Below are 4960 nucleotides of genomic sequence, written 5' to 3' on the forward strand. Positions count from 1 at the left end.
GGAGTGCGGATGAAGCGGGGGGGGGCGAAGCGCGGAGTCGCGGAAGGCGGAGTACGAGATGCGGAGTGTGCAAATACGCGAGTGCGGAACGGGGGTGCAGTGTGGTCGATGGGTTCGGCGCCGAGCGCAGGGTGCCCTGAGCGGATGAATCCGCCGCTCGAACAGCGGGAAGCCCCGACTCGTGGCTGCTGTCGCGCCCACGATCGGGGCTTCGACTGCTCACGGGACACCCACCGCGGGCGTGGTTTTCGTGCGACGCGCGGAGTTGGAACGGGCGGCAAGTAGATCCTTCGTCGGCGCCCTGGATCGGTGCGGCGGCAGGTGCGGCCGGCGCCTCCTCAGGATGACATTTTTGTTGCCCGCAACGAGTTACGTGCCGCGCGCCGATGCCGATGCCGCAGTCCGCGCAGGCGGACTTCGTGCTGTTCCAGCGGCGAATTCATTCGCTCCTGGACGGGCCGCGCCGGACTTCTCGAGCCGCATCGATGCGGCGGATGCGGTCCGCGCGGAAGGCGGGCACCCACGCGGGTCCTGAGCGGATGAATCCGCCGCTCGAACAGCGGGAAGCCCCGACTCGTGGCCGCTGTCGCGTCCACGATCGGGGCTTCAACTGCTCACGGGACACTCACCCCGGGCGTGGTTTTCGTGCAGCGCGCCTAGTTGGAACGGGCGGCAAGTAGATCCTTCGTCGGCGCCTTGGATCGGTGTGGCGGCAGCTAACGGCCGGCGCCTCCTCAGGATGACATTCTGTTGTGCGCAACGGGTTATGCGCCGCGCGCCGATGCAGCCGCCGCAGTCCGCGAAGGCGGACTTCGCGCTTTTCCAGCGGCGAATTCATTCGCTCTGGACAGGCGGACTTTGCGCAGTTGTTGCCGCGACTTCAGTCGCCCGTTCCCCGCATCCCCTCGCTCTTGCGCGGTTTACTACATTGCGCGAAAACGCCCACCCACAGCCCGGAGACGCCCGATGCCCGCCTGCACGCACCAGGACCAGATCGACGAGAACGTACAACCCGCCACCCCAAACGGGTGCGAGGAATGCCTCAAGACGGGCGACTGGTGGGTGCACCTCCGCGTGTGCCTCATCTGCGGAAAGGTGGGGTGCTGCGACTCGTCGCCCAACCGGCACGCCACGCGTCACTTCCACGAGACCAAGCACCCCATCGTGCAGTCCATGGAGCCCGGCGAAGATTGGCGCTGGTGCTTCGCCGATGACGCCGAGGTGCCCAACAAGGCTCACGTGGAATACACGCGCACCGCCTGACCCCTGTCCGGTTTCCGCGATTCGTGCTCGGGCGCAGACCGCGTCCGCAGGCGGAATCCGGTTCTGTCCACTACGGAGGACAGCGTGCTTCGCGGGCTCCGGGGCCGGAAACGCGCATCGGGATGTGGATCAACAACTTGCGAACGGGCCGCCGATTGGCGGCCCGTTTGCTTTTCAGGGCGCCGGAAGCACGCGACACCCTGAACGCCCCTGTGGAGCCCGACCCATGAGAATGCGCATCCTGCTCAGCCTGGCCGCCGCCGCCGTCCTTTCCGCCTGCACCTCCACCGGCGCCGTGCTGCTCAGCGAAACCGGCACGTATCCCGAAACCAACCCGCGGGAAGTGCGCGTGTTTCTGCACGAGGAGAACGTGCCGGGCGACTTTGAGCGCATCGCCCTGGTGACCGCCCGCAGCGACGCGAGCTGGGCGGACGAGGCCGACCTGATCCGCGCGATGCGGCGCCGCGCGGCCAAGCTGGGCGCCGACGCCATCATCGTCGGCGACATTCACGACCCCACGACGCTGGAGCGCGTCGCCGAGGTGCTGACGGACTACCAGCCCCAGCGCCGCGGCCGCGCCCTCGCCATCCGCCTGGTGGAGCACGACGCGCGGGACTGAGCCGCGCGGTGGACATACATCGCTGGACACCATTGAACATAGATCGCGGGATGAACAGAAGAACGGCCCGGGGCGAGCGCCCCGGGCCGTTCTTCGTCTTCCGTCATCCGCCGGACACGTCACTCGGAGTCCTGCGTCCACTCCGTCAGCCGGTGCAGAAGCCGGTCGATGCGGTCGCGCAGGTGCATGTCGGTCACGTGGTCCGCGGCGGATCGCAGGTAGCCGATCAGCAGCCCCACCTCGCCCTGCGCCAGCTCCCGCGCAAAGAGCAGCGGGTTCAGCCCCAGGTCCAGTGCGGCGGTTTCCACCGCCTGCACCGCGAGCTCCGCCAGCTCGCCCGTGCCGCCGCCGGCGAGCTCCGCCTCGTGCGCCGCGTCGTGCACGTCAGTCCCGCGGCGAGGGTGCGCCCGGCGGCGGAACCGCGCCGATCATCCCCGCGAAGCTGCCGGTGAGGAGCACCCGCCACGCGCCGCCCACCCGGATCAGCGGCGCCACCTGCACCTGGTTGATGGTGGTTCCGCGCATGTTCATGTTCATCCGGTAGACGACGTGCGCGGTGTCGCCCTCCATCACGTGCCCCATCACCCGGATGGTGGCGTTGGACAGCAGCTCGCGCATTTCGCCCTTGACCACGCTGGCCAGCATGCGCTCGTACAGCGCGGCCGCCGTCAAGCCGCGAAGCTGCTCCGCCGAGGTGACGCCGAACATCTCCTCCAGCTGTTCCGCGCCCTCCGAGCCGGCCACGGTGGCCAGCTGCGTCATGGCGGTCTTGAGCTCTTCCAGCGCGGCGGGGTCCATCATGGCCGCGTTGGCGCCAAAGTCGCCCGTCTTGAAGGTGCTGAAGTAGCGCTCCACCGCCTGCTCCGGCGTCAGCTCCTGCGCGGAGGCGCGCACCGGCAGCACGCACAGCGCGGCCGCGACCGCCACGCCCCAGATCCGTCCCTTCATCATCCCTCAGTGGTTCGTCATTGCGGGCGGGTTCCCCTCGTCCCCCGCCCTGTCCATCGAGCGAGCCTACTCCCGCGAGGCCGCGGGACGGCGGAACTCGGCGTCGCGGCTCCACTCCGGCAGGGTGGCGCCGTTCGCCAGCATCAGCCCGAAGTCCAGCAGCAGCTCGGAAAGCTGCGCGGCGCCCGTCAGGTCCAGGTCCGCGCGGTACTCGTCGCAGGGCTGGTGATAGCAGCGCGCGGTGTACTCCTCCTGCCGCGCGGCGCCCCACCCCGCCGGGCGCCCCTCGTACTGCGTCCCCGCGGCAATGGAGACGGAGGGCACGCCGGCCTTGGCGAAGCTGAAGTGGTCAGACCGGTAGAAGTAGCCGCGCTCCGGGTGCTCGTCGGGCGACAGCGTCCAGCCGCGCGGGCGGATGTGGCCGGCCAGCAGGGCGCCCAGGGTGCTCTTGGTTTCGCCCAGCACGCGGAAGTCCGTGGCGCGCCCCAGCAGGTTGCCGCCGTCCACGTTCAGGTTGGCCACGATGTTCCGCACCGGCACGGTGGAGTTGCGCGCGAAGAACTCCGAGCCCAGCAGCCCCGACTCTTCCGCGGTGACGAAGACGAAGAGCAGCGAGCGCCTGGGCGCCGGCCCCTGCGCCGCCGCGCGCGCCACGGCCAGCAGGTCCGCCACGCCGGAAGCGTTGTCCAGCGAGCCGTTGTAGATGCTGTCGCCGTTCACCACGGGGCCGATCCCCAGGTGGTCCCAGTGCGCGCTGTACGCCACGTACTGGTCGCGCAGCGCCGCGTCGGAGCCGCGCACCACGCCCACCACGTTCTCCGACTGCAGGTTCTCCACCCGGTTGCGAAAGGCGACGTCCAGCGTCACGCCCGTGGCCACGGGGCGAAAGTCGCGCGACTCGGCGCGGCGGCGCAGGTCGGCCATGTCCAGGCCGGCGCCGCGCAGCAGGGAGGTCGCCGCGCTGTCGGTGATCCATCCCCGGAAGCCCAGCGGCGCGGGAAGGTTGGCGTCGCGGGGGAGCATGCGCTGCTCCTTGGCCCAGCTTCCCACGACGGTGTGCCACGGGTACCCGGCCTGCGCGTCGGTGTGCACGATGAGCATGCCCGCGGCACCCTGCCGCTCCGCTTCCTCGAACTTGTAGGTCCAGCGGCCGTAGTACGTCATCGCGCGGCCGCCGAACAGCCCCGGCTCCGCGGCGCTCGCGGGCGGGTCGTTGACGATGACCATCAGGATCTTGCCGCGCAGGTCCATCCCCTTGAAGTCGTCCCAGCGGTACTCGGGCGCCTTGGACCCGTAGCCCACGAAGACGATCTCGGCGTTGGCCGCGCTGGCCTGCGCCGCAGAACCGGCCCAGACGACGACGTCCTGCGGATACCGCAGCGTGGCGGTGGACCGGCCGGCCGCGCTCACACGGATGGTGGCGGGGTCGGCGCCCACGATGTCGATGGGGACGCGCTGAAAGTAGCTGCCCTGCACCCCGGGCCCCACCCCGGCCGCGCGAAGCTGGCTGGCGATGTACTCCGCGGTCAGCCGGCCGCCGCGGGTAGCGGGCGCGCGGCCTTCCAGCAGGTCGCTGGACAGAAAGCGCAGGTGCCCGTCGATCTCGCTGGGGCGGATGCGGGGCGTCTGCGCGGCGGCGGCGGTGGCGGACAGAAGGACACCCGCCGCGGCGAGGACAATGCGTCGGTTCATGGATTCCGGTGGATCATGTGGTGGATCGCGGACGATGAACGCCGGCGCGCTCGGGAGTCGCCGGCCAGGGATGACAACGTAGGTGCGGCGGGGTGCGGCAACAACGGGGCCGCCCTCCCCCGGCGCGCTGAGGCGGGTCCCCGATCTGGGAGAGGGGGCGGACGGCAACGGCGGTCTGGTGGGGTTCGGAGGGATTGGCGCGGCGGAGAGAGGCCCCGATCCCCAGCCCTTTCCCCAAAAACCCTTGGGGGGAAGGGAGACCTCAGCACGAAGGCGGCGTTCGGCGCCGAGCTCAGGACCCGCGCCGCTGCAGCCTCACGGCAGTATCGTGAGGCTTTCAGCCGTTGTTGCGGCGACTTCAGTCGCTCAGCTACCCCGCGGCTGCGTGTAATCCTGGAATCCGCGCCAGAATCTCAGCCCTGATCAATCTTCCCCCAC

Annotated in this window: 5 protein-coding genes; 2 read left to right on the forward strand and 3 right to left on the reverse strand. The window is 70.1% G+C overall.

All coding sequences use genetic code 11. The features are described from left to right. Positions 1 to 966 precede the first annotated feature (966 nt). Together VF665_RS08280 and VF665_RS08285 are read left to right on the forward strand one after the other, a co-directional pair. Positions 967 to 1263, forward strand: a complete 297-nt coding sequence (locus VF665_RS08280) for a UBP-type zinc finger domain-containing protein (protein WP_331052941.1) — start codon at positions 967 to 969, stop codon at positions 1261 to 1263. 226 nt (positions 1264 to 1489) lie between these two features. Next, the gene (locus VF665_RS08285; protein WP_331052942.1) at positions 1490 to 1882 is read left to right on the forward strand and encodes a hypothetical protein; all 393 of its coding nucleotides are present in this window, start codon (positions 1490 to 1492) and stop codon (positions 1880 to 1882) included. Between the two features lie 119 nt (positions 1883 to 2001). Here VF665_RS08285 and VF665_RS08290 read toward each other — a convergent pair whose 3' ends face one another. The 3 genes from VF665_RS08290 to VF665_RS08300 all read right to left on the reverse strand — a co-directional run bounded on the left by VF665_RS08290 (position 2002) and on the right by VF665_RS08300 (position 4522). Continuing rightward, the gene (locus tag VF665_RS08290) at positions 2002 to 2265 is read right to left on the reverse strand and encodes a hypothetical protein (RefSeq protein ID WP_331052943.1); all 264 of its coding nucleotides are present in this window, start codon (positions 2263 to 2265) and stop codon (positions 2002 to 2004) included. A gap of 1 nt (position 2266) precedes the next feature. Then, entirely contained in the window at positions 2267 to 2830 is a 564-nt protein-coding gene (locus VF665_RS08295) for a hypothetical protein (RefSeq protein WP_331052944.1), read from the reverse strand. A 66-nt stretch (positions 2831 to 2896) separates the two neighbouring features. Continuing rightward, the gene (locus VF665_RS08300; RefSeq protein WP_331052945.1) at positions 2897 to 4522 is read right to left on the reverse strand and encodes a M28 family peptidase; all 1626 of its coding nucleotides are present in this window, start codon (positions 4520 to 4522) and stop codon (positions 2897 to 2899) included. Between the last annotated feature and the right edge of the window lie 438 nt (positions 4523 to 4960).

The sequence above is a fragment of the Longimicrobium sp. genome, assembly GCF_036387355.1.
Classification (GTDB): Bacteria; Gemmatimonadota; Gemmatimonadetes; order Longimicrobiales; family Longimicrobiaceae; genus Longimicrobium.